Annotated in this window: 24 protein-coding genes; 10 read left to right on the forward strand and 14 right to left on the reverse strand. The window is 59.5% G+C overall.

Annotation, left to right across the window (positions count from 1 at the left end):
• Positions 1-98 precede the first annotated feature (98 nt).
• The 9 genes from msrQ to mrcB all read right to left on the reverse strand — a co-directional run bounded on the left by msrQ (position 99) and on the right by mrcB (position 9,916).
• Entirely contained in the window at positions 99-719 is a 621-nt protein-coding gene (gene msrQ, locus HX812_RS22120; protein WP_033898304.1) for a protein-methionine-sulfoxide reductase heme-binding subunit MsrQ, read from the reverse strand.
• Positions 719-1,732 (reverse strand): protein-methionine-sulfoxide reductase catalytic subunit MsrP, encoded by a 1,014-nt coding sequence (msrP, locus tag HX812_RS22125; RefSeq protein WP_038844146.1) that lies wholly within the window; start codon positions 1,730-1,732, stop codon positions 719-721. Before msrP ends, msrQ begins: the two co-directional genes overlap by 1 nt.
• A 63-nt stretch (positions 1,733-1,795) precedes the next feature.
• Entirely contained in the window at positions 1,796-2,653 is an 858-nt protein-coding gene (gene pssA / locus HX812_RS22130) for a CDP-diacylglycerol--serine O-phosphatidyltransferase (RefSeq protein ID WP_038844148.1), read from the reverse strand.
• Positions 2,654-2,797: 144 nt separating this feature from the next.
• Positions 2,798-3,814 carry a ketol-acid reductoisomerase gene (gene ilvC, locus HX812_RS22135; protein WP_003176099.1) on the reverse strand — a complete coding sequence of 339 codons (1,017 nt, stop codon included), beginning with the start codon at positions 3,812-3,814 and terminating at the stop codon, positions 2,798-2,800.
• Positions 3,815-3,861: 47 nt separating this feature from the next.
• A complete protein-coding gene (gene ilvN / locus HX812_RS22140) occupies positions 3,862-4,353 on the reverse strand; it encodes an acetolactate synthase small subunit (RefSeq protein WP_003176102.1) in 492 nt (163 codons plus the stop codon).
• A gap of 2 nt (positions 4,354-4,355) precedes the next feature.
• Complete coding sequence (locus HX812_RS22145) at positions 4,356-6,080, reverse strand: acetolactate synthase 3 large subunit (protein ID WP_038844180.1); 1,725 nt, start codon at positions 6,078-6,080, stop codon at positions 4,356-4,358.
• 431 nt (positions 6,081-6,511) lie between these two features.
• On the reverse strand, positions 6,512-6,841 hold the full coding sequence (locus HX812_RS22150; RefSeq protein WP_038844150.1) for a YqcC family protein: 330 nt from the start codon (positions 6,839-6,841) through the stop codon (positions 6,512-6,514).
• Entirely contained in the window at positions 6,841-7,575 is a 735-nt protein-coding gene (locus HX812_RS22155; RefSeq protein ID WP_038844152.1) for a M48 family metallopeptidase, read from the reverse strand. Before HX812_RS22155 ends, HX812_RS22150 begins: the two co-directional genes overlap by 1 nt.
• A 16-nt stretch (positions 7,576-7,591) precedes the next feature.
• Entirely contained in the window at positions 7,592-9,916 is a 2,325-nt protein-coding gene (mrcB, locus tag HX812_RS22160) for a penicillin-binding protein 1B (protein ID WP_033898300.1), read from the reverse strand.
• A gap of 118 nt (positions 9,917-10,034) precedes the next feature.
• Between mrcB and HX812_RS22165 the strand changes: the two genes are divergently transcribed.
• The 3 genes from HX812_RS22165 to HX812_RS22175 all read left to right on the forward strand — a co-directional run bounded on the left by HX812_RS22165 (position 10,035) and on the right by HX812_RS22175 (position 12,493).
• A complete protein-coding gene (locus tag HX812_RS22165) occupies positions 10,035-11,591 on the forward strand; it encodes a bifunctional aminoglycoside phosphotransferase/ATP-binding protein (protein WP_038844154.1) in 1,557 nt (518 codons plus the stop codon).
• Between the two features lie 93 nt (positions 11,592-11,684).
• Positions 11,685-12,029 carry a pentapeptide repeat-containing protein gene (locus tag HX812_RS22170; protein WP_016976848.1) on the forward strand — a complete coding sequence of 115 codons (345 nt, stop codon included), beginning with the start codon at positions 11,685-11,687 and terminating at the stop codon, positions 12,027-12,029.
• Positions 12,030-12,220: 191 nt separating this feature from the next.
• Positions 12,221-12,493, forward strand: coding sequence for a TfoX/Sxy family protein (locus HX812_RS22175; protein WP_010206563.1), 273 nt, complete (start codon positions 12,221-12,223; stop codon positions 12,491-12,493).
• A gap of 244 nt (positions 12,494-12,737) precedes the next feature.
• Here HX812_RS22175 and HX812_RS22180 read toward each other — a convergent pair whose 3' ends face one another.
• Genes HX812_RS22180 through HX812_RS22190 form a run of 3 tightly spaced genes read right to left on the reverse strand, consistent with a single transcriptional unit; the run spans position 12,738 to position 15,417 of the window.
• Positions 12,738-13,505: a heme ABC transporter ATP-binding protein gene (locus HX812_RS22180; RefSeq protein WP_038844156.1), complete on the reverse strand. Its 768-nt coding sequence runs from the start codon at positions 13,503-13,505 to the stop codon at positions 12,738-12,740.
• Positions 13,505-14,542 carry an iron ABC transporter permease gene (locus HX812_RS22185; protein WP_038844157.1) on the reverse strand — a complete coding sequence of 346 codons (1,038 nt, stop codon included), beginning with the start codon at positions 14,540-14,542 and terminating at the stop codon, positions 13,505-13,507. The genes HX812_RS22180 and HX812_RS22185 overlap by 1 nt, the downstream gene beginning before the upstream one ends.
• Positions 14,539-15,417 carry a hemin ABC transporter substrate-binding protein gene (locus HX812_RS22190; RefSeq protein WP_038844158.1) on the reverse strand — a complete coding sequence of 293 codons (879 nt, stop codon included), beginning with the start codon at positions 15,415-15,417 and terminating at the stop codon, positions 14,539-14,541. The genes HX812_RS22185 and HX812_RS22190 overlap by 4 nt, the downstream gene beginning before the upstream one ends.
• Before the next feature lie 156 nt (positions 15,418-15,573).
• On the opposite strand from HX812_RS22190, the gene HX812_RS22195 reads away from it, so the two are divergent.
• Entirely contained in the window at positions 15,574-15,891 is a 318-nt protein-coding gene (locus HX812_RS22195) for a Rieske (2Fe-2S) protein (protein WP_038844159.1), read from the forward strand.
• Here the strand turns inward: HX812_RS22195 and sfsA are convergent.
• Positions 15,888-16,598, reverse strand: a complete 711-nt coding sequence (gene sfsA / locus HX812_RS22200) for a DNA/RNA nuclease SfsA (protein ID WP_038844160.1) — start codon at positions 16,596-16,598, stop codon at positions 15,888-15,890. The genes HX812_RS22195 and sfsA overlap by 4 nt on opposite strands.
• A complete protein-coding gene (locus tag HX812_RS22205; protein ID WP_038844161.1) occupies positions 16,598-17,770 on the reverse strand; it encodes a pyridoxal phosphate-dependent aminotransferase in 1,173 nt (390 codons plus the stop codon). The genes sfsA and HX812_RS22205 overlap by 1 nt, the downstream gene beginning before the upstream one ends.
• Positions 17,771-18,089: 319 nt before the next feature.
• On the opposite strand from HX812_RS22205, the gene dksA reads away from it, so the two are divergent.
• The 6 genes from dksA to HX812_RS22235 all read left to right on the forward strand — a co-directional run bounded on the left by dksA (position 18,090) and on the right by HX812_RS22235 (position 26,217).
• The gene (dksA, locus tag HX812_RS22210) at positions 18,090-18,533 is read left to right on the forward strand and encodes an RNA polymerase-binding protein DksA (protein ID WP_025857127.1); all 444 of its coding nucleotides are present in this window, start codon (positions 18,090-18,092) and stop codon (positions 18,531-18,533) included.
• Positions 18,534-18,616: 83 nt separating this feature from the next.
• Positions 18,617-19,504 (forward strand): tRNA glutamyl-Q(34) synthetase GluQRS, encoded by an 888-nt coding sequence (gluQRS, locus tag HX812_RS22215; protein WP_038844163.1) that lies wholly within the window; start codon positions 18,617-18,619, stop codon positions 19,502-19,504.
• Positions 19,505-19,566: 62 nt separating this feature from the next.
• Complete coding sequence (locus tag HX812_RS22220) at positions 19,567-19,743, forward strand: hypothetical protein (RefSeq protein WP_003176118.1); 177 nt, start codon at positions 19,567-19,569, stop codon at positions 19,741-19,743.
• Positions 19,727-22,681: a sensor histidine kinase gene (locus HX812_RS22225; protein ID WP_161630232.1), complete on the forward strand. Its 2,955-nt coding sequence runs from the start codon at positions 19,727-19,729 to the stop codon at positions 22,679-22,681. Before HX812_RS22220 ends, HX812_RS22225 begins: the two co-directional genes overlap by 17 nt.
• Positions 22,682-22,703: 22 nt before the next feature.
• On the forward strand, positions 22,704-24,131 hold the full coding sequence (locus tag HX812_RS22230; protein WP_038844166.1) for a sigma-54 dependent transcriptional regulator: 1,428 nt from the start codon (positions 22,704-22,706) through the stop codon (positions 24,129-24,131).
• Positions 24,132-24,828: 697 nt separating this feature from the next.
• A complete protein-coding gene (locus HX812_RS22235; RefSeq protein WP_033898282.1) occupies positions 24,829-26,217 on the forward strand; it encodes a polynucleotide adenylyltransferase PcnB in 1,389 nt (462 codons plus the stop codon).

Here is a 26,217-nt window from a genome sequence, read left to right on the forward strand (position 1 = left end):
AACCTACATAACCCATTGTTTACCAAAGAGTTTTCCGTTTCGACTGCGCCGGAAGTGGGGCGAATTATAGAGAGTTACAATTCGCCGTCAACCGTTAATTACGCTTTTGTTGCAGAAAGTGGCTTTTTCGCAATAAGGCGTGGAATCCGGCGCATTACAGGCGGGATCCGTAGCACCAGGAGCAGCGCACCTATAGAGGCATAGATAGCCCATTCCTTGAGATCCGCCCGCACAATCCACAACATGTGAAGCAAGCCAAGCCCCAGAATCACGTACACCAGACGATGCAGCTTCTTCCAGCGACTGCCCAATCGGCGTTGACTGTAACGATTCGACGTCACCGCCAGCACCAACAGCGACAGGAAACCCAACGCCCCGACAATTATGTAAGGCCGCTTGCGCAGCTCCACACCCAGTTGCGACCAATCCAACCCAAGCACAAACACACAATAAGCAGCCAGATGTAGCACGACATAAGCAAAGCACCACAACCCAAGCTGCCGGCGTACCGCAATCCACCCTGCCCAACCGCTAAGCTTCTGCAACGGCGTCATTGCCAGGGTGATCAACAACAGTATCAACGTGCCGAGCCCCAGCCGGTCAACCAACACCTTGCCCGGATCCGGCCCCAGGACAGAACTCCAAGCTTCATATAACCAGAACAACGGCCAAACCGCCGCCGCTATAAAGACGCCAATACGCCAGATCGGGTAGCGCATCAGTAATTTTTCCGCAGGTCGAGATCGGTATAAAGAGAGGCCACCTCATCCGAGTAGCCATTGAACATCTGCGTCTCGCGCACATTGGGACTGAACAACCCACTCGGCAGACGACGCTCCCGCGCTTGAGTCCAGCGCGGATGGTCAACCGTAGGGTTCACATTCGCATAAAAACCATATTCGTCCGCTGCAATGCTCTGCCAGGTGGTTTTCGGCTGCTCGCTTACAAGGCTGATGCGAACAATCGACTTCACACTCTTGAAGCCATACTTCCATGGCACGACCAACCGCAGCGGCGCGCCATTTTGGTTAGGCAATTCACGCCCATACATCCCCACAGCGAGGATCGCCAGGGGATTCATCGCCTCATCCAGACGCAGTCCCTCTACATAAGGCCAATCGATCAAGCCAAAACTCGAACGCTGCCCCGGCATGCTCTTGGGATCCTGAAGGGTTTCAAAACGAATGTATTTGGCCTTGGAAGTCGGCTCAACCTGCTTGAGCAACGCAGAGATCGGAAAACCGATCCATGGAATAACCATCGACCACGCTTCGACGCAGCGCAGCCGGTAGATACGCTCTTCTAACTGATACGGCTTCATGAAGTCTTCCAGGGCATAACGGCCTGGCTTCGCAACTTCGCCATCAATCACCACACTCCATGGCTCGGTCTTGAGTGAGCCCGCATTGGTTGCCGGGTCGCCCTTGCCTGTACCGAACTCATAGAAGTTGTTGTAGTGGGTTGCATCCTTGAACGGCGTGATCGCTTCTTCCTTTACCGTGATCGCCTGCCATTTCGTTCCCGGCAGTTTCTCGGTAAACCAATTCGGCGCCTTGCCCGGTTCAACATCAGCGTAACGCGCGGCCTCATCGGCACTCGCCCAACGCGGCAGGCTGCTGGCTGCGATGCCAGCAAGCGCACCACCGAGCAAGCTACGGCGAGAGAGGTAGAAGGATTCAGGTGTGACGTCCGATTCGTGGCAATCGGACGCTTTAGGCAATTTGATTAACATGGCAACTCCGCAGCATTGGAGAACTGATGCACCAATAGACTGCGGAGTATGGGGGAAATTACATTAAGGCAATGTTTTGTCGCGGCGCAGGTGCAGCAAGTACTGAACCGGACCTGAAGCGGCGTAGACCAGGAACGCCAGCAGCAGAATGCGCGGCGGATCACTGAAGACCACGGCAAAGACCAGCACCACTGCCAGAATCGCCACGAAAGGCACACGCCCCTTCAAGTCCAACTCCTTGAAGCTGTTGTACTTGATGTTGCTGACCATCAGCATGCCGGCCGCAGCCACCATCAAGGCCACCAGGAACGACATCTTCGAACCCTGGATGCCGTAATCGCTGAATGCCCAGACAATACCTGCCACCACACCTGCAGCGGCCGGGCTCGCCAAACCGATGAAGTAACGCTTATCGGCAGTCCCCACCTGAGTATTGAAGCGCGCCAGGCGCAAAGCAGCACCCGCGACATAGATGAAGGCAACCATCCAACCGACCTTGCCCATGTCACCCAGCGCCCAGGCAAATGCCAGCAACGCGGGCGCAACACCAAACGCGACCATGTCCGACAACGAGTCGTACTCGGCACCGAAGGCACTTTGCGTATTGGTCATGCGCGCGACACGACCATCCAGGCCGTCGAGCACCATGGCGACGAAGATAGCGATGGCAGCAAAACCGAAATACTTGCTGGCACTCGCCGCATCACCCGCCGCCAGTGCGCTTTGGGCGCTCATGGAGTTGATGATGGAGTAGAAACCGGCAAACAGGTTCGCCGTGGTGAACAGGTTGGGCAGAAGATAGATGCCACGATGCCGGACCTTGCGACCTTCCGCATCATGCCCTTCTTCGACATGCTCATCGATCGGTAGCAGGCTTTCGGCGTCAGAGGCCTGGCCTGGCTCTTCGGGACGTTCGGTCATGGACTTTACCTTGCAACGGTGTGAAAAGAATTCGACAAATACTTGCGGCGCGTGTTCGCCCGCAAACGATGCAGCTTTATACCAGAACCTGCCCCCAAACGAAAAAACGCGGCCTAAGCCGCGTTTTCCGTTGACACGTACGACTTAGTTTTTGGCTTTGTCGACGATCTTGTTGGCACCGATCCACGGCATCATGGAGCGCAGTTGCTCGCCGATGACTTCGATACCGTGAGCGGCGTTGTTACGACGCTTGGCGGTCATCGAAGGGTAGCCGGTAGCGCCTTCGCTGATGAACATTTTGGCGTATTCGCCGTCCTGAATACGTTTCAGGGCGTTGCGCATGGCCTGACGGGACTCGGCGTTGATCACTTCCGGGCCGGTCACGTATTCGCCGTACTCAGCGTTGTTGGAGATCGAGTAGTTCATGTTGGCGATACCGCCTTCGTACATGAGGTCAACGATCAGCTTCAGTTCGTGCAGGCACTCGAAGTAAGCCATTTCTGGCGCGTAGCCCGCTTCAACCAGGGTTTCAAAACCGGCTTTTACCAGTTCGACGGTACCGCCGCACAGAACGGCTTGCTCGCCGAACAGGTCGGTTTCAGTCTCGTCCTTGAAGGTGGTTTCGATGATGCCGGTACGACCGCCACCGACGCCAGCAGCGTAGGACAGTGCCACGTTCTTGGCGTTGCCCGAGGCGTCCTGGTAGATCGCGATCAGGTCAGGGATGCCGCCGCCTTTGACGAACTCGGAACGCACGGTGTGGCCCGGTGCTTTCGGCGCGATCATGATCACGTCGAGGTCAGCGCGCGGCACAACCTGGTTGTAGTGGATCGCGAAGCCGTGGGAGAAGGCCAGGGTGGCGCCCTTCTTGATGTTCGGCTCGATTTCGTTCTTGTACAGCGCGGACTGGAACTCGTCCGGGGTCAGGATCATGACCAGGTCGGCAGCAGCAACGGCGGAAGCAACGTCAGTCACTTTCAGGCCGTGGGCCTCAGCCTTGGCAACAGTGGCCGAGCCTTTGCGCAGGCCAACAGTCACGTCAACGCCGGAATCTTTCAGGTTGCAAGCTTGCGCGTGACCCTGGGAGCCGTAGCCGATAATGGCGACTTTCTTGCCCTGGATGATCGACAGGTCACAATCTTTATCGTAATAAACTTTCATGAGGTTCCTCTATATATCCAGGCCGTAAGGCCATTCGCTAATTTGGGTTAGATGCTGAGTACTTTGTCGCCACGGGCAATCCCGGTGACACCACTGCGTACCGTTTCCAGAATCGAGGCCGTCCCGATCGACTGGATGAAGCTGTCCAGCTTGTCGCTTGTACCGGTCAGTTGAACGGTATAAACGCTGGCGCTCACATCGACGATCTGCCCGCGATAAATATCGGTAGTGCGCTTGATCTCGGCACGTTGGGCACCCGTGGCCTTGACTTTAACCAGCATCAGCTCGCGCTCAATGTGGGCACTTTCCGACAGGTCGACCAGCTTGACCACTTCGATCAGCTTGTTGAGGTTCTTGGTGATCTGTTCGATCACCTCATCGTGGCCCACAGTGGTCAACGTCAGGCGCGACAGAGTCGGGTCTTCGGTCGGAGCCACGGTCAGGCTTTCGATGTTGTAGTTGCGTTGCGAAAACAGACCGACAACACGAGACAGAGCGCCGGGTTCGTTCTCCAGAAGCAGGGAGATAATGTGCCGCATGATTAAGTACGCTCCGTCTTGTTCAGCCACATGTCGCGCATAGAGCCGTCTTTGATCTGCATCGGGTAGACGTGCTCGCTGGTATCCACCTGAATATCGATGAACACCAGGCGGTCCTTCATGGCGAACGCCTCTTCCATCTTCGGCTTCAGATCTTTCAAATCGGTGATGCGAATGCCGACGTGGCCATAGGCTTCAACCAATTTTACGAAATCCGGTAACGATTCCATGTAGGAGTGGGAGTGACGGCTGTTGTAGCTCATGTCCTGCCATTGACGAACCATGCCCAGCACGCCGTTGTTCAGGCAAACGATCTTCACCGGAAGGCCGTACTGCAGGCACGTCGACAGTTCCTGGATGTTCATCTGGATGCTGCCCTCACCGGTGACGCACGCCACGTCGGTGTCCGGGAAGCTCAGTTTCACGCCCATGGCCGCAGGGAAACCAAAGCCCATCGTGCCCAGGCCACCGGAGTTGATCCAGCGGTTAGGCTTGTCGAACTTGTAGTACTGCGCGGCGAACATCTGGTGCTGGCCTACGTCGGAGGTCACAAAGGCGTCGCCCTTGGTCACTTCGCACAGGGTCTCGATCACGGTTTGTGGCTTGATGATGCTGCCGTCGCCCTTGTCGTAAGGGAACAGGCCGCGATCACCGCGCCATTCGTCAATCTGCTTCCACCAACTGGCGACGGATTCCTTGTTCGGCGTCTCGCCAATGTCCTTCAGCGCGGCAACCATTTCGGTCAATACGCTTTCAACAGGACCTACGATCGGCACGTCAGCCTTGATGGTCTTGGAGATGGACGCCGGGTCGATGTCGATGTGGATGATCTTGGCATTCGGGCAGAATTTGCTCGCGCCGTTGATTACTCGATCATCGAAACGTGCGCCCACTGCCAGGATCACATCGGCGTGGTGCATGGTCAGGTTGGCGGTGTAGCTGCCGTGCATGCCGAGCATGCCGACGAACTGACGGTCTGTGCCCGGGAATGCGCCAAGGCCCATCAAGGTGTTGGTCACGGGCAGGTTGAGCAGCTTGGCCAATTCGGTCAAAGGCGCGGAACCGCCGCCCAGAATCACGCCACCGCCTGAGTACAACACAGGACGCTTGGCCGCCAGGAGCATTTCTGCCGCCTTGCGGATTTGCCCGGAGTGCCCACGAACAGCCGGGCTGTAGGAACGCAGCTTGGCTTTCTTCGGGAAGATGTATTCGAATTTTTCCGCCGGGTTGGTCATGTCTTTCGGGATATCGACCACGACAGGACCCGGACGACCGGACTGTGCGAGGTAGAAAGCCTTTTTCATGACTTCCGGGATTTCCGAAGGATGCTTGATCATGAAGCTGTGTTTCACGATCGGCCGGGAGATACCGATCATGTCGGTTTCCTGGAATGCATCGGTCCCTACCATGGTGCTGGGCACCTGGCCGGAAATGATCACCATCGGGATGGAGTCCATATACGCAGTCGCGATGCCGGTAATGGCATTGGTTGCGCCTGGGCCGGACGTTACCAGTACCACGCCGGCTTTACCGGTGGCACGGGCGTAACCGTCAGCCATATGGGTCGCGGCCTGTTCGTGGCGAACCAGGATGTGGGTAACAGCCGGTTCCTTGAACAGTGCGTCGTAGACATGCAGCAGAGCACCACCTGGGTACCCGTAGATATAGTCGACGCCTTCGTCACGCAAAAAGCGGACGAGCATCTCACCACCAGATAAAAGCTCCACGTTGTTCACCTCTAAAACGCCAGAATACCGTCCGTTGAAAACCGACGGGTCTTAATAGGTTTACTTCTCAACAGAGCATGAGCGACGGTGGTCGCCGACTACGTCAGCACTGACTGAGCAAGTATTGGGATCGTCCCAAGTGTTGCGGGCTTTTCCCACCCAGCGCGAGGTAACGCGTTGCGGGTGTAACAGGTCGGCGCGGATGTGCGCCTCATGATCTGCTGAGCGGGCCTGCTTCTGGCAGTCCCGATACAGCGGACTTTGGATTCTTCTGTTTCAGGCCCTTCAAGTCAAGCAATAATTGCGCTTTTTTCCAACTAAGCGCATGAGAACGTAGGAGAAAGGGCTTTGAGGAGGGATAAAACTCGCCTGAATGTCGTCAAGCGGTAGAAATGTGCGCAAGACTGCCGGAAAACCCGGCAGTCAGGCAATTAACGAGCGTCGACGATCAATTGGTCGAACTTTTTCAGCGCGTTACGCAAGCCAAGGCTCTCTTGCGGGCGGTCGGCATAGACCATCTCGGCCATTTCCAGAATGCCCGAGGCATTGGGCAGCGGCAGGTCCTGTTCGAGGATCTGCTTCATGCGCACCAGGAAGATCCACTGCAGCCACTGGTGAAAATCCAGGGTATCCACGGAAAAGGGCTCGACACTGCTGAGCGCCTCGGCGCTGGGGGACACATCGTCCCACCAGCCCTGCACGCGCAACTCTCGCTCAATCAGCAACAACTGTTCGGCGATAGCAGGAAAGCGTGCATCCATCAGAGGCTGACCTTGGCTTTTTGACGCGCCTGGGCAGCGCCAGCGGCATCGCCTTGTGCGGCACGCGCGTCGCCAATCAACGCCCACAGGCTGGCTTGCAGGTCGGGACGGCCGTTGGCGAGCGACAAGCCGCGACGGGCGAACTGCTCGGCCTGCGGTGCATCACCCTGGGCCATTCGTACCTGGGCCAGGCGATACAACACTTGCGGCTCCCGTGGCGCAACGCGTTGGGCACGCTCAAGGCTCGACGACGCACCGTTCAAATCGCCACCCGCCTGTTGTTGCTGGGCAGTGGTCAACAAGGCCAGCACCGGGCCATCCAGCTGCTCATCAGCCGAAAGGCCACTGCCGCTGGACGAGGATGGAATGCCACTCGGCGTCGATGGCATGTTGTAGGTGCCCTGGTTGATCGGGGCCGCCTGGATCGGCGCGGTATCGATCGGGCCGGAAGTGCTTGGCCCTGGTGTCCACGGCTCGGCGCTGATTGGTGCCGATGTCGCTGCGCCACCGCCTGGCACCATCACTACCACACCCGAATCCTGCGGCACGGCCTGTGGTTTGGCTTGGGCAGGACGATTGGTCACGGTCTGGCGGAAACCGCCATTGGCCGAAATCCGATCGTTATTGGAGACGGCCGTGCTCGAGTCCACCACGGGAATGGAGCCGCGCTGCACGCTGGAGCAACCGCCGAGCAAAGCCAGAGCTGTAATAGCTGGAAACAACCACTTGTTCACTTGAAACCCTCTTTGCTTAATTCATCCAGCCCTTGACCCAATCCATCACCGATTCCGCATCTGCAGGGGCACTGCCACCGCACGCGGCGCCGGGTGGCGGTTCGCTGCCGCGAATATACGGCATCTGCACCGCGCCCGGACAGTTGGCATCGGAGCCCTGCCCCGTGTGTGGATCGATCCAGGCCTGCACGATGTTATCCGGCTGCGGCATATTCAACGGCAACGGGTCGGCCTTACGCATGAAACTGGTCCAGACCTGCAGCGCACCGGTCGCACCGGTGAATGGCGTCTTGCCGTTATCGTCACGCCCCAGCCACACGACAGCCAACACGTCCTGGCCGAAGCCTGCGAACCAGCTGTCGCGCGAGTCGTTACTGGTACCTGTCTTACCGGCCAACGTCAGGTTCGCCGGCAGCACGCTGTAGACCGAACGCCCGGTACCTTCACGCATCACGCGCTGCATGGCGTTCTGGATCAGGTAGATGGAACCTGCGTCAAACCGCTGCTGAATCTGGAACGGGTAGCGTTTGAGCGGCTCGCCCTCGGCGGTCAACACGCTGCGGATCCCGCGCATCGGTGTATTGAAGCCACCGTTGGCGAGGGTCTGGTACATGGTCGCAACTTCCATCGGCGTCATTGCGCCAGCGCCCAGCAGGATCGACGGGAAGGCCGGGAACTCACGGGTGACGCCCAACCGCGCGATGGTCTTGAGGACATTCGGTACGCCGACTTCAAGGCCGAGGCGCGACGTGGAAATGTTGTAGGAGTGCGCAATACCCTGATACAGGAACACCGTACCGTGGGAGCGACGGTCGAAGTTCTGCGGCGTCCACACCTGGCCATCAGCCCCTTTGACCGACAGCGGATCATCCGACAACCAACTGGTCAGGGTGTACTTGCTCGGTTTTTCCAAGGCGGTCAGGTAAACGGCGGGCTTGACCAGCGAACCGATCGGCCGCACCGCATCCAGTGCGCGGTTGAAGCCGGCAAAGCTGGCCTGACGGCTGCCGATCATGGCCTGTACTTCACCGGTCTCCGGGTTGGTCACCACCATGGCCGCTTCGACTTCATCAGAACCTTTGCGGCCCGTCAGGCGTTTGAAGGTGTCATTGACCGACGCTTCGGCTTTCATCTGCAGGATCGGGTCGAAACTGGTGAAGATCCGCAGGCCTTCTTCGGTCAAGTCTTCGTCGCGGTAGTCTTCACGCAGTTGGCGTTTGACCAGGTCGATAAAGCCTGGGAAGGAGCTGTCTGCCAGTTTGCCGCGAGTGGTTACACCCAGTGGCATTTTCTTGGCCGCGGCGACTTGCTCAGCGGTGGCGACACCCTGCTGCTCAAGCACGTCGAGCACCAGATTGCGACGCTCCAGCGCACGCTCGGGATTGCGGCGCGGGTTGTAGTAGGACGGTCCCTTGACCATGCCCACCAGCAACGCGACCTGGTGCAACTTCAGTTCGGACAGCGGCTGACCAAAGAAGAACTGGCTGGCCAAGCCGAAACCGTGCACGGCGCGCTGGCCATCCTGACCGACGAATACCTCGTTGAGGTACGCCTCAAGGATTTCCTGCTTGCTGTAGTGCAGCTCCAGCAGCATCGCCATCATCGCTTCGGTGAGTTTGCGGGTCAGGCTGCGCTCGTTGGTCAGGTAGAAGTTCTTGACCAATTGTTGCGTCAGCGTACTGCCGCCCTGAGTCATCTTGCCGCCGGAGGTGTTCACCCAGACCGCGCGGGCGATCGACTTGGGCGAGACACCCCAGTGATGGTAGAAATCACGGTCTTCAACGGCAACCAGGGTTTCCAGCAGGTATGGAGGCACCTGATCGAGCTTGATCAGGATGCGATCTTCAAGGTTTTTCGGGTAAATGCCGCCAATCATCAGCGGTTCGAGGCGAACCACCGGCAACTTTGAACCGTTGAGCGACGACAGTTCGGCTACATAATCGCCCGAGAAGCGCACGCGCACCGGCTGGGCTTTCTCCAGGCCTTCGTAGAACTGGAAGCCACGGGTATTCAGGTCGACGGTGTTGCCACTGACGGCGGCCGCACCGGGACCGTTGCTCACGGGTTCGCGGCGGTAGCCCAAGGCGTCGAGCTCGGTAAGGAAGTCGTCCTTGCTCAGCTTCTGGCCGGTGAACAGTTCCAGCGGGCGTGCGTACACCTTGGCCGGAATGGTCCAGCGCTTGCCAGAGAACTTCTCCTGCACCACGGCATCGAGATACACCGCAAAGCCAGCGAGTACTACCAGGCCTACCAGGCCGAGCTTGAGCGCCCAGCCCAGCCAAGGGCGCAGGCCACGGGAAGGAGGTTTTTTACGGGAACGGGGAGATCGGGTTCGAGTCATGGCGGCGGATTATACGCACTTTATTGATGATCAACATGAGCCGGACAGCGGTTTGCACGACCGCTCGTAGCGGCCATAATGCCCGCCATGTTTTTCCCCAGACTTTGAAGGATCGCCCGTGAGCCAGTCCCTGATCGCTGCCCTGCAAAACCCGGCTTTATACCCTCACCCGGTTGAAGCGTTTCAAGTCATCGAAACCCATATTTCCTGGGTCGTCCTCACCGGCCCGTATGCCTATAAGCTGAAGAAGCCGATGAACTTCGGCTTTCTCGACTTCACCGACCTGGAAAAGCGCGGTCACTTCTGCCGCGAAGAACTGCGCCTCAACCAGCGCCTGACCGAAGATTTGTATCTTGAAGTGTTGCCGATCACCGGCAGTGCCGAAGCCCCGCAATTGGGCGGCGATGGCCCGGTCGTCGAATACGCGCTGAAAATGCGCCAGTTCCCGCAGAGCCAACTGCTCAGCACCTTGCAGGCCAACGGTGAACTGACCAGCGCGCACATCGATGAGATGGCCAAGCAAATCGCGCACTTCCACCTCACGGCGCCAAAAGTCCCGCAGGAACACCCGGCCGGCACTCCGGATGAAGTCATGGCACCGGTTCGCCAGAATTTCGACCAGATCCGTCCGTTCCTCAGCGACAAAGCCGACCTGGCTCAGCTGGACGCCCTGTTGGCCTGGGCCGAAAGCAGCTTCGAGCGCCTCAAGCCGCTGTTCTCCCAGCGTAAAAAAGACGGTTTCACCCGCGAATGCCACGGTGATATTCACCTGGGCAACGCCACCTTGATCGATGGCCATGTGGTGATCTTCGACTGCATTGAGTTCAACGAGCCGTTCCGCTTTACCGATGTGTACGCCGACACCGGCTTCCTGGCCATGGACCTTGAAGACCGGGGCCTCAAGTCCCTGGCTCGTCGCTTTATCAGCCAGTACCTGGAACTGACCGGTGACTATCAAGGCCTGGAAGTACTGAACTTCTATAAAGCCTATCGCGCTCTGGTCCGCGCCAAGATCGCGCTGTTCAGCATGCCGAGTGAAGCCAGCCCGGTGCAACGCGCCACGACCCTGCGCCAATACCGCAACTACGCCAACCTGGCAGAAAGCTACAGCACCATTCCGTCGCGCTTCCTGGCCATTACCCACGGTGTGTCGGCCGTCGGTAAAAGCCACGTGTCCATGCGGCTGGTGGAAGCCCTGGGCGCCGTACGCCTGCGTTCGGATGTGGAGCGCAAGCGCCTGTTCGGCGAACAACAGGTGGCAAACACGCCACAGGCCGGGATCTATGCGGCCGACGCCAGTGCGGCAACTTATGCACGCTTGAATGAAATCGCCGATACCGTGCTACGCGCCGGTTACCCGGTGGTGCTGGATGCGACCTTCCTTAAACGCGAACAACGCGATGCAGCGGCCAAAGTAGCCGAGGCCACCGGCGCCCCGTTCCTGATCCTGGATTGCAATGCGCCGCAAGCCGTTATCGCCAGTTGGTTGGCACAACGTCAGGCGGACAAAAACGATCCTTCCGACGCGACACTGGCTGTTATCGAAGAACAGCAGGCCAAGCGTGACCCGCTGACTGCCGAGGAATTGCTCCTCAGCAAACGGGTTGAGACCAATGAAAGTGGCACCCTCGATGCGCTGGTGGCGCATATTCGTCAGCGCCTGCCTGGTCTGTAAGAAAAATTTCTTGGTCGTGTCGTCTACTTAGGGGGCACGGCCAAGCAATAGTGGCACTATAATGGCGTCATAAATCCAACAGGAGTCGCCGTCATGAGTCACCCCAAGCTTCTTGATACGCCGCTTTACTCGCTCCTGCATAAAGACGATATCCGTGGCTTCAACCAGGAACGCCCGAAAGACGGGGTCATCGACATGCGCGGTGGCGACTTCCGTGGGCTGGATTTGCGTGAGCTGAACACCGCTGGCGTGGATTTCACCGATGCCTATTTCCGCTCCGCCGACCTGCGCGGCCTGGACCTGCGTGACTGCCCACTGGAAGGCGCCAGCCTGGCCCATGCGCAGATTTCCGGAACGTACTTCCCACCAGAGCTGACCGCTGATGAGATCCTCATGTCGGTTAATTTCGGTACTCGCCTGCGCTACCGCACCCGCTGAAACGCGCTGCTTAAGCCCCGGTTCGCGCAGCCGAGCCGGGGACTTCCCTCCTGCCTGACCTCGCCATTCTTATAAGCTTTAGGCCGTTTCCGACTAAAGAACTACGCTTTTCCTACTGAGCGCTACACTCCTTTGCAGGCTTGCCTGGTCTCGATACCCACCGCACCATTCGGCCGTCGCAAGGAGGCTTGATGAACGATGAGCTGCAACACCTGAAAAACCTCGGCAAGACGTCAGCACAGTGGCTGCATGCGGTGGGCATCCACAGTGCGTCGGACTTGCGCCGCCTGGGTGCGGTCGATGCTTACCGGGCCGTCCGGACACGCGGGTTTCGCGCCTCGAAAGTATTGCTGTATGCAATAGAAGGGGCCTTGATGGATGTGCACTGGAATGACATTCCTGCCGAGCGCAAGGAAGCGTTGAACCGCCAATTGGACGCGTTATCGGCACGCCAGAAGAATTAGCTCGTCGATTAACCCCAGCATTTACAGGCATTGCGAACAGGCGTTTGAGAAAACGCAGAGAACATGCAAAAACAAATGTTGACTCTCAAATGAGAATCGTTATGATTATCACAACTGGTCGCGAGATCAGCCGATAACTGAAAGACCATTGGTTCGGACTCTCAGATTATCTCCTCATCAGGCTAATCACGGTTATTTGACCCGGCTCTTGCCGGGTCTTTTTTTGCCTGTAAAAAAGCCGACTTCAGCGCGCAATGATCAGCGGATGCCCACGCTCCGGATGGGGCTGCACCAGCACATCCAATCCAAACACCGCCTTCAACGGTTCAGGTTGCATTACCTGCGCGGGTGTATCCAAAGCATGCGGGCGCCCTGCTTCCAGCAGCAGAATCCGATCGCAGTAGCGCGCTGCCAGGTTCAAGTCGTGAAGGATCACCAACACCGCCGCCCCTCGATCAGCAAAGGTACGAATGGCTTGCAAAGTGGTGTGTTGATGCAAAGGATCCAGCATCGACGTCGGCTCATCCAGCAACAGCGTCTGCCCCGCCTCACCGGGCCACAGCTGTGCCAGCACCCGTGCCAGGTGCACCCGCTGGCGCTCGCCACCGGACAACGCCAGGTAGCTGCGGCCGCTCAAGTGGCCGACATCTGCCGCCTGCAGGGCCGCCTCGATGATCTGGTCATCGCGGACTCGCCCGGTCTGATGAGGCAAGCGCCCCATGCCGACCACCTCTTCGACACGGAAAGCAAAGTCCAGCGTCGAACTTTGCGGCAATACCGCCAGGCGTTGTGCCCGCTGCGCACCGCTCCACTCACTCAACGGGCGTTGATCCAGCCACACATTGCCTTGGTCGGGGTGCAACTCACCACACAACCCACCGAGCAGCGTACTTTTGCCCGCACCATTGGGGCCCAGCACGCCAAGTACTTCCCCCGGTAATAGGTCGAGGGTGACATCCGCCAGCACGGTTTTGCGACCACGACGGATCTGCAGGTCTTCCACACGCAGCATCAGGCACGCCCCCGCAACAACAGGTAAAGAAAAAACGGCGCGCCGATAAATGCGGTGACGATACCGATCGGCAATTCAGCCGGCGCCAGGGCAAGCCGTGCGACCAGATCGGCAAACAACAGCAGGCTCGCACCTGCCAGAACCGATGCCGGCAACAACACGCGATGGTCCGGCCCCGCCAGCAAACGCACCAGATGCGGCACCACCAGCCCTACAAAACCGATCATGCCCGCGGCAGCCACCGCTGCCCCGACGCCCAGCGCCGTGCAGAAAACCAGTTCGCGCTTGAGCCCTTCCACATCGATGCCGAGATGATTGGCCTCCGACTCACCCAGCAGCAAGGCATTCAACGCCTTGGCCCGGCGCGGCAACCAAAGCGCCACGCCCGCGCTCACCAGCAACAATGGCCATAAGCGCGAATAGCTCGCGCCGTTGAGGCTGCCCAGGTTCCAAAAGGTCAGCGTGCGCAAGGTGGCGTCGTCGGCCAGGTAGGTGAACAGACCCACGGCCGAACTGGCGAGCGCCGTGAGGGCAATGCCGGCGAGCAGCATCGTCGCGACGTTGGTCTGGCCGTTACGCCGCCCCAGTCGATAGACCAGTGCAGTCACACCCAGCCCACCCAGGAATGCACACAGCGACAGAAGATAGGGGCCAAACGCATCCGGCAAACCGCCGTAAAACGAACCCCCGACAATCGCTACCGCCGCCCCCAGCGCAGCGCCACTGGAAACCCCCACCAGGCCTGGATCAGCCAAGGGATTGCGAAACAGCCCCTGCATCGCCACCCCAGACAAGGCCAACACACCACCGACGGCCAAGCCCAGCAACGTGCGCGGCAAACGGATCTGCCCCAGGATCAGCTCAGCCTGCTCCAGCCCTTGAGCCTCAATCGGCAGCCCCATCAAGCGCAAAGCGGCTTTTAGCGTATCCAGCAACGGTAAGCTGACCGGTCCCAGCGCCAAAGAAAGCCAGATCGCCAAGGCACACAACAGCGCCAGCCCAACAAACAGCGTCTTCGGTTTTACCAGAGTGGTCATTGGGCTGGCTTGGCCTGGGACAGGTAGAACCCGGCAGACAGGTCCGCGAGGCTTTGTGGTAAACGCGGCCCAAGCCCGCCGACCAGCAATGTAGGGTCTACCTCAAATACCCGCCCAGCCTTGGCCGCCGGCGTGGACGCCAGGATCGGGTTTTCTTTGAACAGCGCCGCACGCGCCGCATCCCCGGTCAAGGCACGATCCGCAAACACCAACACATCCGGGCTCAACCCCGCCAACGACTCCACCGAAAACGGCTTGTAGCCGGTATGGGTGGCCAGGTTGCGTCCGCCCGCCTGCTGCAACATCCAGTCAGCCGCCGTGTCTTTACCCGCGATCAGCGGCTTGCCGCCTGCATGACCCAGCAACAGCAATACGCCGGGGGCCTTTTGGGTGCTCTGAGCCTTGGCGACCCAGCGCTTCTGCTGATCCAGCGCTTGCTCATATCCGGTAAACAATTCGTTGGCCCTGGCCTCTGCGCCCAGCAACTTGCCCAGGTGCTGAAGGTTGCCCTTCAACGTCGGCAAGTCAGGCTGCGCGGAAAACATCTCCACCTGCACGCCCGCGCTGCGGATCTGCGCAAGGATGGGCGGCGGGCCCATTTCTTCAGTACCCACCAACACCTGCGGACGCAGACTCAAGATGCCTTCAGCCGACAACTGCCGCTGGTAGCCAATGCTCGGCAACGCCTTAAGCGACTCCGGATGCTGGCTGGTGGTGTCTACCCCCACCAATTTCGCCTCACCGCCCAAGGCCGTCACCCATTCCGACAGGGCCCCACCGGCACTCACCCAACGTTGTGGCAGTTCAGAGGCTTGCGCCCCAGGGTTGACCAGCAGTCCGACAACAAGCGCAATAGCACTGGCACTCAGGCGCATAACAGGGTTTCCTTCCAGGGGCAGGGCCGCTCAAACGCTCATCAATGTGACAGATAATCCCTGCCCCGCATCGTATTGAGCGCCCGGTCAGCCAACGGGCGAAGCCGGCATTTGATAATTGTTTGCATTTGAACGTCAAGGCACTTAAGGACTGAAATGAAGTTTCTCTGCTCCTCCGATACCCTCGAGCCAGACAGCAGCCTCGGTTTTGAAATCGATGGTTGCAAATTGTTGGCCGTGCGCCGGGACGGCGTTGCCTACTTCTATATCAACCGTTGCCCCCATCGCGGCATTCCACTGGAATGGCAGCCCAACCGGTTCCTCGACGACAGCGCCAGCCTGATCCAGTGCGCCACCCACGGCGCGCTGTTCCTGATCGAGAGCGGCGAGTGCATCTCCGGCCCTTGCGCCGGACAAAGCCTCACCGCCCTGCCCGGCCGCGAAGACGCCCAGGGGCTGTGGGTGGAACTCTAGTCGAGCAGCACGTCCAGGCGCCGGTCCACGCATATTTCTTCGGATGTCACGCGCACGCCATACGCCAGCACCTCCACCCCGGCCGCCTCGGCTTCACGCAAGGCCGCAGCGTAGCCGGCGTCGATTTCCACGGCCGGACGCACGGCATCAATCCCCGAGAGATTGACGCAATACAACTGCACCGCCCGCACACCGTCACGCGCCAGATGGGCCAGCTCGCGCAAATGCTTGGCGCCTCGCTGGGTCACCGCATCAGGGAAAGCGGCCACCGAAGTACCGTCGAAACCCAGGGTCACACTTTTGACTTCGACGTAGGCCGCGCCGTCGGGATACTCCAAACGAAAGTCGATGCGGCTTTTCTCCTGACCGTAAGGTACTTCACGCTTCAAGGCGGTGAAGCCGTTCAGCTCGGTGATGACACCCGCATGCAACGCTTCCTCGATCAGTTGATTGGCACGCGCCGTGTTCACACACGCCAAGCGGCCCTGGGGCGTCTCGGCGATTTCCCAGGTGCCGGGCAACTTGCGCTTGGGGTCGTTGGAGCGACTGAACCAGACCTGCCCACCTTCGACCATGCAATTGAGCATCGAGCCAGTGTTGGGGCAGTGAATGGTCAGCAACTCACCGGTAACGGTTTCGATATCGGTAAGAAAACGCTTATAGCGACGAATCAACCGCGCTTCTTCGAGGGGAGGATGAAAGCGCATCAGCCTTGCCAGCTCCGCAAGCCACGGGCGATCCGCTCCACCGCTTCCTGTAGCCGATCGAGGTTTTGGGTGTAGGCAAAACGCACATGGTGGCCGGCTTGGTAGCGGCCGAAATCCAAGCCAGGGGTAAAGGCCACATGTTCGGTTTCGAGGAAGTGGCGGCAAAATGCGAAGGCATCACCGCCGAACGCGCTGATATCAGCATACAAATAGAACGCGCCTTCCGGCTCAACCGCGATACCGAATCCCAGCTCGCGCAAGGCGGGCAGCAAGAAATCGCGACGGCGGCCGAATTCAGCGCGGCGCTCTTCCAGAATGCTTAGGGTTTGCGGGGTAAAACAGGCCAATGCCGCGTGCTGCGCCATGCTCGGCGCACTGATGTAGAGGTTTTGCGCGAGCTTCTCCAACTCACCCACCGCCGCCGGTGGTGCCACCAGCCAACCCAGGCGCCAACCGGTCATGCCGAAATACTTCGAAAAACTATTCAGGACGAACGCATCGTCGTCGACTTCCAGCACGCTGGCCGCATCGGTGCCGTAGGTGAGGCCATGGTAAATCTCATCCACCACCAGATGGCCGTTGCGCGCCTTGATGGCAGTTGAAAGACCGGCCAATTCATCACGGGTGAGAATCGTGCCGGTCGGGTTGGCTGGCGATGCCACCAAAGCGCCCACACTGTCCTGATCCCAATGCTTGGCCACCAGGTCGGCGGTCAACTGATAGCGCACCTCAGGGCCGACCGGAACTAGTTGCGCCGCCCCCTCCACCAAGCGCAGGAAGTGGCGGTTGCAAGGATAGCCAGGGTCGGCGAGCAGCCAATGCTTGCCCGGATCCACCAGCAAACTGCTGGCGAGCAGTAATGCGCCAGAGCCGCCGGGAGTGATCAGGATGCGCTCGGGGTCCACGCTCAACCCGTAGCGCTGCTGATAGAAACCGCTGATAGCCTCGCGCAACTCAGGCAAGCCACGGGCGGCGGTATAGCGCGTCTTGCCGTTGGCCAACGCTGCCTGGCCGGCCTGGATGATCGGTTCGGCGGTGGTGAAGTCCGGCTCGCCGATTTCCAGGTGGATCACGTCATGGCCGGCGGCCTGCAGCTCATTGGCGCGCGCCAGCAATGCCATGACATGAAAAGGTTCGATGGCGCGACTGCGCGCACTGTAGGGCTGAGCCATTAGCCTTCCTTAACGGTGAGGACAAAATCTGGATTCTACCGAACCCGCGCCGTAAAACATGTTCTATTGCCTGCCCGACGGCAGGTGTCGTCCGGGCAAGCGCCAGCAAAACGACTAAAATCTACATCTGAGGCAACACATACCCAGCAACGACGGGCTGATGCAGTTTGCAACCCCATTGCCGTGGGCCTCGACAACCGGGAGTGGCGCACCCCGAATCTATCTGGTAAGTTCGCCCGCTTGCAGCCGCAGGGCCGGCAGGTGTCGGTGACGTTGCAATCCTGCGCAATGGATTAGAAGAGTGAGAGGCGGTCTATTCATGTCCACCCAAGCAAAGCAACAGCAGACTCAAGGCCTCAATGGCTTCGAACCTTACGTAGAAAAGAAAGGTGAGGAGTACATGGGCGAGCCCATGCGCGAGCACTTCACCAAAATCCTGAACAAGTGGAAACAGGACTTGATGCAGGAGGTCGACCGCACGGTTGACCATATGAAGGACGAAGCAGCCAACTTCCCTGATCCGGCCGACCGTGCGAGCCAGGAAGAAGAATTCGCCCTTGAACTGCGCGCCCGTGATCGCGAGCGCAAGTTGATCAAGAAGATCGACAAGACGCTGCAGCTGATCAAGGACGAAGAATACGGCTGGTGCGAATCCTGCGGTGTCGAGATCGGCATCCGTCGCCTGGAAGCCCGCCCAACCGCGGACCTCTGCGTAGACTGCAAGACCTTGGCTGAAATCAAGGAAAAACAGGTCGGCAAGTAATCCAGCCGAACTGAACGAATGGGGCGTGCGAACGCTCCATTTTTGTTTCTGGCGTTTACCGAATTTCCAGTAGTATCCGGCCCATGACAGCCTCTACCTATATCGGGCGCTTTGCCCCCACACCCAGCGGCCACTTGCATTTCGGCTCCCTGGTCGCCGCCCTCGCCTCCTACCTCGACGCCCGCGCCAAGCAAGGCCTATGGCTGATGCGTATGGAAGACCTCGACCCACCCCGTGAAGAACCCGGCGCACAGGCCGCAATCCTGCACGCACTGGAAAGCTATGGCTTCGAGTGGGACGGTGAACGGATCCTACAAAGCGAGCGGCACGAGGCCTACGCCAAAGTCCTGAACGACCTGTTCAACCACGGCCTGGCCTACGCCTGCACCTGTTCACGCAAACAGCTTGAACCCTACAACGGGATCTACCCGGGCCTGTGCCGCAATGCTGGCCATGACCAGCAAGACGCCGCCATCCGTTTGCGTGTTCCCGAGCTTGAGTACCACTTTACCGACCGCGTCCAGGGCGAATTCCGACAGCACTTGGGCCGCGACGTAGGCGATTTCGTCATCCGTCGCCGCGACGGCCTGTACGCCTATCAACTGGCGGTGGTACTCGACGATGCGTGGCAAGGTGTGACCGATATCGTGCGCGGTGCCGACCTGCTGGACTCGACGCCTCGCCAGCTCTACCTGCAAGAACTACTCGGCCTGCGCCAACCGCGCTACCTGCACGTGCCACTGATCATCCAGCCGGACGGCAATAAACTGGGCAAATCCTACCGTTCGCCGCCGTTGACACCTGACCAGGCCACGCCTTTGCTATTGAGGGCATTACGCGCCCTAGGCCAGCAACCCGGCGACGAACTGTTGCACGCCAGCCCGCGGGAATTGCTGCATTGGGGCATTGCGCACTGGGATGCCACGCAGATCCCGCGCACACTCACGCTGGCCGAAGCGCAATTGAGCTGAAGGCGCTTGCAGCTTGCCAAGCATCCGTTACCATCGCCGCACGTTTTTACACAGAGGCCAACATGTACATCTATCGATTGGTCCTGCTGTTGGTCGTCGGGATCTACCTGTTCTCCCCCGCCATCATGGATTGGTGGATCGACGCCACGGGCGCCTGGTATCGCCCTTATCTGCTGTGGTTGATCCTGATCGTCGTGACTTTCATCCTGCAGAGCCAAAAAGATGCCGATGAGCTTTAGCCTCACCCAGATGCTGCTGATCAGCGCCGCCTACCTGGCCGCGTTGTTCGGGGTGGCCTGGATCAGTGAGCGCGGAATGATTCCGCGGGCGATCATTCGCCATCCGTTAACCTACACCTTGTCCCTCGGTGTGTACGCCAGTGCCTGGGCGTTCTATGGCACCGTGGGCCTGGCCTATCAGTACGGTTATGGCTTTCTGTCCAGCTACCTCGGGGTGTCCGGCGCGTTTCTGCTGGCACCGGTGCTGCTGTACCCGATTCTGAAGATCACCCGTACCTACCAATTGTCTTCCCTGGCCGACCTGTTTGCCTTCCGCTTTCGCAGCACCTGGGCGGGCGCGCTGACCACCGTTTTCATGCTGATCGGCGTGCTGCCATTGCTGGCCCTGCAAATCCAGGCGGTGGCCGACTCCATCAGCATCCTGACCCGCGAGCCGGTGCAACATCGCGTAGCGCTGGCCTTCTGTGCGCTGATCACCCTGTTCACGATTTTCTTCGGTTCGCGCCATATCGCCACCCGCGAAAAACATGAAGGCCTGGTATTTGCGATTGCCTTCGAGTCGGTGATCAAGCTGATCGCCATCGGCGGCGTCGGCCTCTATGCGCTCTACGGCGTGTTCGATGGCCCACAGCAGCTTGAGCTTTGGTTGCTGCAAAACCAGACCGCCCTCGCCGCCCTGCACACGCCTTTGCAGGAAGGCCCATGGCGCACGCTGCTGCTGGTGTTCTTCGCCTCGGCCATCGTGATGCCGCACATGTACCACATGACATTCACCGAGAACCTCAACCCGCGCTCGCTGGTCAGCGCCAGCTGGGGCTTGCCGTTGTTCCTGCTGCTGATGAGCCTGGCGGTGCCGCTGATCTTGTGGGCCGGCCTGAAACTGGGGGCCACCACCAACCCTGAATACTTCACCCTCGGCATCGGCATTGCCGCCAACAGCCCAGCCTTGGCGCTGCTGGCTTATGTGGGTGGATTGTCAGCGGCGAGCGGGCTGATCATCGTCACGACCCTGGCACTGTCCGGCATGGCGCTGAATCACTTGGTGCTGCCGCTGTACCAGCCGCCGGCCGAGGGCAATATCTACCGTTGGCTGAAATGGACACGGCGCGCGCTGATCGTCGCGATCATCATGGCCGGCTACGGGTTCTATCTGTTGCTGGGCGCCGGGCAGGACCTGGCCAACCTGGGCATTGTCGCGTTTGTGGCCACCTTGCAGTTCCTGCCGGGAGTGCTGTCGGTGCTGTACTGGCCGACCGCCAATCGCCGTGGCTTCATTGCCGGTTTGCTGGCCGGGATCCTGGTGTGGGTCGTGACCATGCTGCTGCCGCTGGTCGGCAATCTGCAGGGCTTCTACATCCCGTTGTTGAACATGATCTACGTGCTCGATGACACCAGTTGGCACATGGCCGCGATTGCCTCCCTGGCCGCCAACGTCCTGATGTTCACCCTGATCTCGTTGTTCACCAACGCCAGCCCGGAAGAAACCAGCGCCGCCGAAGCCTGCGCTGTGGACAACGTGCGTCGCCCACAGCGCCGCGAATTGCATGCAGCCTCACCCCAGGAGTTCGCCACGCAACTGGCCAAGCCACTGGGTGCCAAGGCGGCGCAAAAAGAGGTCGAACAGGCGCTGCGCGATCTCTATCTGCCGTTCGATGAGCGGCGCCCCTACGCGCTGCGCCGTCTGCGTGATCGCATCGAAGCCAACCTGTCCGGGCTGATGGGACCGAGCGTGTCCCAGGACATGGTGGAAACCTTCCTGCCCTACAAGGCCGGCGGCGAAAACTACGTCACCGAAGACATCCATTTCATCGAGAGCCGGCTGGAGGATTACCACTCACGCCTCACCGGCCTCGCCGCCGAACTTGACGCCCTGCGCCGCTACCACCGCCAGACCCTGCAGGAACTGCCGATGGGCGTGTGCTCCCTGGCCAAGGACCAGGAGATCCTGATGTGGAACAAGGCCATGGAAGAACTCACCGGCATCGCCGCACAGCGCGTGGTCGGTTCACGCCTGAACACGCTTGGCGATCCCTGGAAAGAATTGTTGCAAGGCTTTATCAACCTGCCCGACGAGCACTTGCACAAACAGCACCTGGCGCTCGACGGCCAGACCCGTTGGCTCAACCTGCACAAAGCCGCCATCGACGAGCCCCTGGCACCCGGTAACAGCGGCCTGGTGTTGCTGGTGGAAGACCTGACCGAAACCCAGATGCTCGAAGACAAGCTGGTGCACTCCGAGCGTCTGGCCAGCATCGGCCGGCTGGCGGCGGGCGTGGCCCATGAAATTGGCAATCCGATCACCGGTATCGCCTGCCTGGCGCAGAACCTGCGCGAAGAACGCGAAGAAGACGGCGAGATCACTGAGATCAGCGGGCAGATTCTCGAACAGACCAAGCGCGTCTCACGCATCGTGCAGTCGCTGATGAGCTTCGCCCATGCCGGCGCCCATCAGAATCAGGACGAAGCGGTGTGCCTGGCCGAAGTGGCGCAGGATGCCATTGGGCTCTTGGCCTTGAACCGGCGCAATTTCGAAGTACAGTTCTTCAATTTATGCGATCCCGACCACTGGGTGGATGGCGACTCACAACGCCTGGCCCAAGTGCTGATCAACCTGCTGTCCAACGCCCGTGACGCCACTCCGGCCGGCGGTGCGGTACGCGTCAAGACCGAGGCTTTCGAACATACGGTCGATCTGATCGTCGAAGATGAAGGTAGCGGTATTCCACAGAACATCATGGACCGATTGTTCGAACCCTTCTTCACCACCAAGGACCCTGGTGAAGGTACCGGTCTGGGCCTTGCACTGGTCTATTCCATCGTTGAAGAGCATTATGGACAAATCACCATCGACAGCCCGGCTGACACCGAAAGCCAACGCGGCACCCGTATTCGGGTGACCTTGCCGCGTCATGTCGAAGCGACGTCCGCTGTGAACTGAGACCGTCGAGAGAATTGAATCAATGCCGCACATTTTGATCGTCGAAGACGAAACCATTATCCGCTCTGCCTTGCGTCGCCTGCTTGAACGTAATCAGTACCAGGTCAGCGAAGCCGGCTCGGTGCAGGAAGCCCAAGAGCGTTTCAGCATTCCCACGTTCGACCTGATTGTCAGTGACCTGCGCCTGCCTGGCGCGCCTGGCACCGAGTTGATCAAGCTTGGCCAGGGCACCCCGGTGCTGATCATGACCAGCTACGCCAGCCTGCGTTCGGCGGTCGACTCCATGAAGATGGGTGCGGTGGACTACATCGCCAAGCCTTTCGACCATGACGAGATGCTTCAGGCCGTGGCCCGTATCCTGCGTGACCGCCAGTCGGCCAGCAATGCTCCCGCCGAACAACGGCCAGCCGGCAAAGCTGCCGACAAACCGGGCGTGGACAACAGCAACGGCGAGATCGGCATCATCGGCTCCTGCCCTCCGATGCAGGACCTGTACGGCAAGATCCGCAAAGTAGCGCCGACTGACTCCAATGTCTTGATCCAGGGCGAGTCCGGCACCGGTAAAGAACTGGTGGCCCGTGCCCTGCACAACCTGTCCAAGCGTGCCAAGGCGCCGATGATTTCGGTGAACTGCGCAGCGATCCCCGAATCGCTGATCGAGTCCGAACTGTTCGGCCACGAGAAAGGCGCGTTTACCGGCGCCAGCGCCGGGCGTGCGGGCCTGGTCGAAGCGGCGGACGGCGGCACGCTGTTCCTTGATGAAATCGGTGAGCTGCCACTGGAAGCCCAAGCGCGGCTGTTGCGTGTGCTACAGGAAGGCGAAATTCGCCGCGTAGGCTCGGTGCAGTCGCAAAAGGTCGATGTGCGCCTGATCGCGGCCACTCACCGCGACCTCAAGAGCCTGGCCAAGATCGGCCAGTTCCGTGAAGACTTGTATTACCGCCTGCACGTGATCGCCCTCAAGCTGCCGGCCCTGCGTGAGCGTGGCGCCGACGTCAACGAGATCGCCAACGCGTTTCTGCTGCGCCAGAGCGCGCGTATCAACCGTACCGACCTCAAGTTCGCGCCAGACGCCGAGCAGGCGATCCGGCATTACTCGTGGCCGGGTAACGTGCGGGAGCTGGAGAATGCGGTGGAGCGAGCGGTGATCCTGTCGGAGAGTCCGGAGATTTCCGCCGAACTACTGGGCATCGATATCGAACTGAGCGACTTGGACGACGACGATTTCATCGGTCTGGCCCCACAGCAGGGCGGTAGCAATACCAGCCATGAGCCGACGGAAGATTTGTCACTGGAAGATTATTTCCAGCATTTCGTCCTTGAGCACCAGGACCACATGACCGAGACCGAACTGGCGCGCAAACTGGGCGTGAGCCGTAAATGCCTGTGGGAACGCCGCCAGCGCCTGGGCATTCCACGGCGCAAGACCGGTGTGGCCAGCGAAAGCTGAGGGCGCGCCGCTACAGGTAACACCCACCGATGTGAAAAAACTGTTACCGCGGATATTTCGCGTAACAAAAGCCGGGGCTTACGGTAACGAAGCCCCGGCTTTTTTTGGCCCGTCAAAAACCAAAAACCACCTCAACCCCCCGTTTTTGCTGGGCGGCGCAAAAGTTGGCACGCACCCTGCTATATGCTTAGTACAAAAACAATAACAAGCTTTGTACAAGACAATAAAAATAAGACGAATCGACTCACGCATAACAAAAACAACACGGCGGAGGCGCAGCTAACTGATTCTTTTGGAGAGGCGTTGCATTTGGGGCTTGCCCCGCAACCAGGCCGAGAACAACAAAAACTGCCCTAAGGCAGAGCCTGAACTGGTTGGATCGTAGATCAGCAACACAGCGACCAAAGCAATCCGTTTGCTCTTGACTCCCGATTGGGAGTGTCATGAAGGTGAAGCTTCATGGCGAGGGCGATCAACAAAAACAAGAAGCCCGAAATCAATAATAAAAATAGAGCACGCAACTACTTCTGGGGGAGCTTCGGCTCCCCTTGTAGTTTCCGGGATTTGACCTTTCAAGGCTTATGGCGCAATGCCTGTAGCTTGTTCCTACACCATCCCCTGACTAAATGCTAGAATCCCCGCCCATCATGCGGTCATTCTTCGTTATGGCCGAACATTCCTTCAAACAGTGCATCCCATGCTGAAGAAGTTGTTCCAGTCATTCCGTTCTCCCTTGCGTCGTACGCAACACAAACGCAGCACGCCTGAAGTGCTCAACAGCAGCCAGCATTCGCTGCAGCGCGCTCAATTCAGCCGTTATGCCGTGAATATCGTCGAACGCCTGCAGAACGCTGGCTACCAGGCTTACCTGGTCGGTGGCTGTGTGCGCGACATGCTGCTCAATATCACGCCCAAGGACTTCGACGTCGCCACCAGCGCCACGCCTGAGCAAGTGCGTGCCGAATTCCGTAATGCGCGGATCATCGGCCGACGCTTCAAGCTGGTGCATATCCACTTCGGTCGCGAAATCATCGAAGTCGCGACGTTCCGTGCTGGCCACCCGCAAAACGATGAAGAGGAAGACACCAATCAGTCCTCCCGCAACGAGAGCGGGCGCATCCTGCGCGACAACGTCTACGGCACCCTGGAAGAAGACGCGCAACGCCGCGACTTCACCATCAACGCCCTGTATTACGACCCGGTCAGCGAGCGCATCCTCGATTACGCCAATGGCGTACACGATATTCGTAACAACCTGATTCGCCTGATCGGCGACCCGGTCCAGCGTTACCAGGAAGACCCGGTACGCATGCTGCGGGCCGTGCGGTTTGCCGCCAAGCTGAACTTCGGCATTGAGCGTCATACCGCCGCGCCGATTCGCGAACTGGCACCGATGCTGCGGGAGATCCCGTCGGCACGCCTGTTCGAAGAAGTGCTCAAGCTGTTCCTCTCGGGTTATGCCGCCGACACCTTTGAAATGCTGGTGGACCTGCAGTTGTTCGACCCACTGTTCCCGGCCAGCGCCGAGGCTTTGGAATACAACCCGACGTACACCCACACCTTGATCAGCGAAGCGTTGATCAACACCGACCTGCGCATCAAGCAGAACAAGCCGGTCACCCCGGCGTTCCTGTTTGCCGCCTTGCTGTGGCCAGCGTTGCCCAAACGCGTACTGCGCTTGCAGGAGCGCGGCATGCCACCGATCCCGGCTATGCAGGAAGCTGCGCATGAGCTGATCGCCGAACAGTGCCAGCGCATCGCCATTCCGAAACGTTTCACCATGCCGATCCGCGAGATCTGGGACATGCAGGAGCGCCTGCCACGCCGCAGCGGCAAACGCGCCGACCTGTTGCTGGACAACCCGCGCTTCCGCGCCGGCTACGACTTCCTGCTGCTGCGTGAAAGCGCTGGCGAGCAGACCGATGGCCTGGGCGAATGGTGGACCGATTACCAGGACGCCAATGACAGCGAGCGCCGCGACATGATTCGTGACCTGGGCAGCAAAGGCGACGGCGAAGGGCCGAAGAAGCGTCGTCGCAGCGGCACCAAGCGCAAGCGCAGCGCGGCCGACACCTCGGGCGAATAA

Source organism: Pseudomonas sp. IPO3749 (assembly GCF_013386605.1).
GTDB lineage: Bacteria > Pseudomonadota > Gammaproteobacteria > Pseudomonadales > Pseudomonadaceae > Aquipseudomonas > Aquipseudomonas azotoformans_A.

Coding starts and splice junctions, on each gene's coding strand:
- msrQ (WP_033898304.1), bottom strand. CDS start 719: ATGCGCTACCCGATCTGGCGTATTGGCGTCTTTATAGCGGCGGCGGTT.
- msrP (WP_038844146.1), bottom strand. CDS start 1,732: ATGTTAATCAAATTGCCTAAAGCGTCCGATTGCCACGAATCGGACGTC.
- pssA (WP_038844148.1), bottom strand. CDS start 2,653: ATGACCGAACGTCCCGAAGAGCCAGGCCAGGCCTCTGACGCCGAAAGC.
- ilvC (WP_003176099.1), bottom strand. CDS start 3,814: ATGAAAGTTTATTACGATAAAGATTGTGACCTGTCGATCATCCAGGGC.
- ilvN (WP_003176102.1), bottom strand. CDS start 4,353: ATGCGGCACATTATCTCCCTGCTTCTGGAGAACGAACCCGGCGCTCTG.
- HX812_RS22150 (WP_038844150.1), bottom strand. CDS start 6,841: ATGGATGCACGCTTTCCTGCTATCGCCGAACAGTTGTTGCTGATTGAG.
- mrcB (WP_033898300.1), bottom strand. CDS start 9,916: ATGACTCGAACCCGATCTCCCCGTTCCCGTAAAAAACCTCCTTCCCGT.
- HX812_RS22170 (WP_016976848.1), top strand. CDS start 11,685: ATGAGTCACCCCAAGCTTCTTGATACGCCGCTTTACTCGCTCCTGCAT.
- HX812_RS22175 (WP_010206563.1), top strand. CDS start 12,221: ATGAACGATGAGCTGCAACACCTGAAAAACCTCGGCAAGACGTCAGCA.
- HX812_RS22180 (WP_038844156.1), bottom strand. CDS start 13,505: ATGCTGCGTGTGGAAGACCTGCAGATCCGTCGTGGTCGCAAAACCGTG.
- HX812_RS22185 (WP_038844157.1), bottom strand. CDS start 14,542: ATGACCACTCTGGTAAAACCGAAGACGCTGTTTGTTGGGCTGGCGCTG.
- HX812_RS22190 (WP_038844158.1), bottom strand. CDS start 15,417: ATGCGCCTGAGTGCCAGTGCTATTGCGCTTGTTGTCGGACTGCTGGTC.
- HX812_RS22195 (WP_038844159.1), top strand. CDS start 15,574: ATGAAGTTTCTCTGCTCCTCCGATACCCTCGAGCCAGACAGCAGCCTC.
- sfsA (WP_038844160.1), bottom strand. CDS start 16,598: ATGCGCTTTCATCCTCCCCTCGAAGAAGCGCGGTTGATTCGTCGCTAT.
- HX812_RS22205 (WP_038844161.1), bottom strand. CDS start 17,770: ATGGCTCAGCCCTACAGTGCGCGCAGTCGCGCCATCGAACCTTTTCAT.
- dksA (WP_025857127.1), top strand. CDS start 18,090: ATGTCCACCCAAGCAAAGCAACAGCAGACTCAAGGCCTCAATGGCTTC.
- gluQRS (WP_038844163.1), top strand. CDS start 18,617: ATGACAGCCTCTACCTATATCGGGCGCTTTGCCCCCACACCCAGCGGC.
- HX812_RS22220 (WP_003176118.1), top strand. CDS start 19,567: ATGTACATCTATCGATTGGTCCTGCTGTTGGTCGTCGGGATCTACCTG.
- HX812_RS22225 (WP_161630232.1), top strand. CDS start 19,727: ATGCCGATGAGCTTTAGCCTCACCCAGATGCTGCTGATCAGCGCCGCC.
- HX812_RS22230 (WP_038844166.1), top strand. CDS start 22,704: ATGCCGCACATTTTGATCGTCGAAGACGAAACCATTATCCGCTCTGCC.
- HX812_RS22235 (WP_033898282.1), top strand. CDS start 24,829: ATGCTGAAGAAGTTGTTCCAGTCATTCCGTTCTCCCTTGCGTCGTACG.